The following is a 3,056-nucleotide window of genomic DNA, read 5'->3' as shown; positions in this document are numbered from 1 at the left end:
TACCTATTACCAAAAATTGCAACCTACAATCCAGTGAACCGCCGTATACGAGGCCCGTACGTACGGTGGTGTGAGAGGCGCACCTCGCTAACTTAACGGTTGGCGAGGCCGTCTACTCGATTAGCGGCTGGCTATTCATTATTCCGACAACTTTTCAAATATTTTAGGCATTGTTTCTTCATCTATCGCTCCCATGTCAACCAATTTTAAAGATTTTACCATTTTCAGGGTAGTTGTTTTATAATGCTTGAAATGTGGTGTCTGCAAATGTGATTCGTATGCTTCTTTGTCTTTATATATTTCTAAAATTCTGATTTCGGTTGGGTTATCTTTTTGATACATTGGGTAAATAGAAATTACTCCTGATTCTAATCTAACAGAAGCCTCTGATTCTTCTTTCAGTATTGAAAGGTATTCGTCAAGATGTTCTTGGTATATTTCTATTTCCGAAATCCTTATCATCATGTCATCCGCATTAAAGGCATTTTGATTTTGTTCTTTTTGCCCACATGCACTAACCGTGAATAAAACCAATATTAAAATTTGATACTTTATTTGTAGTAATTTCATGTCAATCTAATTTTTTTAGCGTAAATGGTTCTCCTGGTGCTAAAAGAACAATTCTTTCAGGATTGACCACCAAATCGTTTAATTTTTCAGGGTCTCCATTAAACGGTGGAAAGTCTGGTGCATCAACTGAACCCCAATGATGTAGTAAAAGAGGTGTTTTCGGATAAGTATTTGCCAATTTTACAGCACCCTCTAATGTGAAATGCCATTCACTATCCGAAAAATCGAAAAGGATAGCATCAGGTGTTGGCATTTTTAGATGTTCGGGTATGAGTCTTGAATCCCCCGTTGCCCATATGTTTCCGTCAGGCGTTTCAATCCAAAACCCTGTACAATCTTCATTTTTCCAATGTCGTCCTTCATTCATTTCAGGATAAGCATTTTGCCAAGCATGGTCGGCTGGGGTTAATGTAACTTTTATCTGACCGATTTTAAATGAATCTCCAATATTGTGTCCAAAAGAGGGCAACCCTTGATTCTTCATCAATGAATCAACATAAACAGTCGAATGAAATTCTTTGGTTACAGATTTTAAATCGGAACAAGTTGGTCTGCTATAATGGTCATTGTCAGCATGGGTAATTAATATGGCTTCCAAATTTGGAACTTCTTTGGCTTCAATTGGGAAGTCAATCATTATTGGCATATCAAACCCTCCGAGCAATGGGTCAATCATAATCGTTGTACCTCTACTGTTGACTAAAAAACCTGCCATACCCAACCACCTTAAAGTTGTTTTGTCTGATTCTTCAAATGCTTCCTTTCCAAAAGTTTGAGTTGGGGGTGCTTTTGCTTGATATTTTTTTTCAGTCATAAGTTGATTGTCTTCGGTTTTTCCCTTCTTTGCTTGTTGACAGGAAGAAGTCAGAGAGATAATCACAAGTATTAAAAGTGTTTTATTCATAATATTTCTCCTTTCAAAGTTTGATGTTTCGGATATTGGTTCAGCTTGCCGCTAACGATTGGCTTGCCGCCTGTGCGCCCGTGCGTTGGGTTTGAGCGTTGGCTTTCGGGCGCATGGACGGCAAGCCGTTGTTCGATGAATTTCCTTCATTTCATCCTTGTTATACTGAGGGGGCTTTATTTTGGGTAACTGGGATGCGATTTTATTTTCATTATTTGACGCAGATGTCTATCAGTGTGACCAAAATGTACAACGAATAACCCATGAATACTCCTTCTATTATTTGGCTCACCCTCTCTCGGCGTAAAATGTACTTTTAAGTCTTTACTTGTTTTGCCTACAAAGTCAATTATAAAATCTCTGCCAAAAGTAAAAAAACTCAAATTGTCTTTTCCTTTCATATAACCTAATGGTATTGCATTTTCAGGGGCATTATGCGATTGACTTTCTGCCATCCAGGACAAATATGTACTATCAGAAAGACTTGAAACATAATATTGGGGCTGAGGTGGCAATTCAGTAGCAATCCACGCCTCTTGTAAAAATATCCTTTCGTAAATTCCAAGATGCTCAACGACTTGTGCAATGGACCAAGCCTCTTTTGATGGTTTAAAATGCCATTGGTCGTTTGTAAGTGAGTTTGTCTCGGCAATAATTTCTTGTTTGGTTCTCTCTAATTCTTTTAAAAGCATTGCCCTGTCTTGGTTTGTCCAAAAATTTCCATTTTGAGGGAAATTCTTATCAGATTTTATTCTTTTGATTTGGTTGGTATGTCTTGTCGTATGAGTAATGTAAACTATCGTATATTGATGCAAGTCTCTAACAGCCCAATCGCCCCACTCGGACGGGCGATAGATATAATGCTTCCTAAAATCGGCTGTTGTATTTTCAACTAACTTTATTACCTCCGCTCTATGATAATTAAAATATTTTTCTAATTCTTTTAGTTCTTTAAACCTTCCTAATGGAACTGCGGCAGGCGGTGCTTTTCCTTTTGTTGTATCTGTCGCATAAGCCAACATGATACTGTCTTTAATAGATAAATTGTTTGTAAATCCTAACTGTTCAGGTGTGTATTGATTACAAAATATATCCCATTGCAAAATTTCTTCAAAAGTGCCAAGGTGTTCTAATACCTCAGCAATAGACCATTTACTGCTATCGATTTTGAACGCAAGTTGTACTTCATTAAGGTTTTCGACTTCTTTCATCAACTCAATTTGAGTTGATTTAAGTCCTTCTAACAAAAATTGCCTGTCTTGCTCTGTCCATAATTGAGTACGGCTTTTCTGTGCTAAAAGCATTGGAAGAAAGGTTATTGTCAATAAAATTATAACTATATTTTTCTTCATTTTTTTATTTTTAATTTCATCGAACGTTTGTATATCCTTAATATTGATGATATCATCCCGATTTGGAGTGATATCAACAATATTGTTGATATTTTTCATTTATCTTAAAAGTAAGCTCTTTTAGTTAAACATCCAATTCATCCAAAGGACTTTTTATTTGGTCAAATCCTTTCGTGGTGATATGGGTATAAATCTCGGTGGTTTTTGGGCTTTCATGTCCCAGAAGGCTC

3 protein-coding genes are annotated in these 3,056 nt (G+C 36.7%); all 3 read right to left on the bottom strand.

What is annotated here, in order from left to right; translation table 11 throughout:
• Positions 1-138: 138 nt before the first annotated feature.
• A complete protein-coding gene (locus tag L0U89_RS20115; protein WP_234863170.1) occupies positions 139-570 on the bottom strand; it encodes a putative quinol monooxygenase in 432 nt (143 codons plus the stop codon).
• Between the two features lies 1 nt (position 571).
• The gene (locus L0U89_RS20110; protein WP_234863169.1) at positions 572-1,474 is read right to left on the bottom strand and encodes an MBL fold metallo-hydrolase; all 903 of its coding nucleotides are present in this window, start codon (positions 1,472-1,474) and stop codon (positions 572-574) included.
• Between the two features lie 176 nt (positions 1,475-1,650).
• A complete protein-coding gene (locus tag L0U89_RS20105; RefSeq protein ID WP_234863168.1) occupies positions 1,651-2,925 on the bottom strand; it encodes a DinB family protein in 1,275 nt (424 codons plus the stop codon).
• Positions 2,926-3,056 lie beyond the last annotated feature (131 nt).

Source organism: Mariniradius sediminis, from assembly GCF_021491425.1.
Taxonomy (GTDB): domain Bacteria; phylum Bacteroidota; class Bacteroidia; order Cytophagales; family Cyclobacteriaceae; genus Mariniradius; species Mariniradius saccharolyticus.
This window is presented reverse-complemented; position numbering and strand designations above follow the sequence as displayed.

What these genes read in the sequence shown, in the direction of transcription:
- L0U89_RS20110 (WP_234863169.1), bottom strand. Translation starts at nt 1,474, where the DNA reads ATGAATAAAACACTTTTAATACTTGTGATTATCTCTCTGACTTCTTCC.
- L0U89_RS20115 (WP_234863170.1), bottom strand. Translation starts at nt 570, where the DNA reads ATGAAATTACTACAAATAAAGTATCAAATTTTAATATTGGTTTTATTC.
- L0U89_RS20105 (WP_234863168.1), bottom strand. Translation starts at nt 2,925, where the DNA reads ATGAAAAATATCAACAATATTGTTGATATCACTCCAAATCGGGATGAT.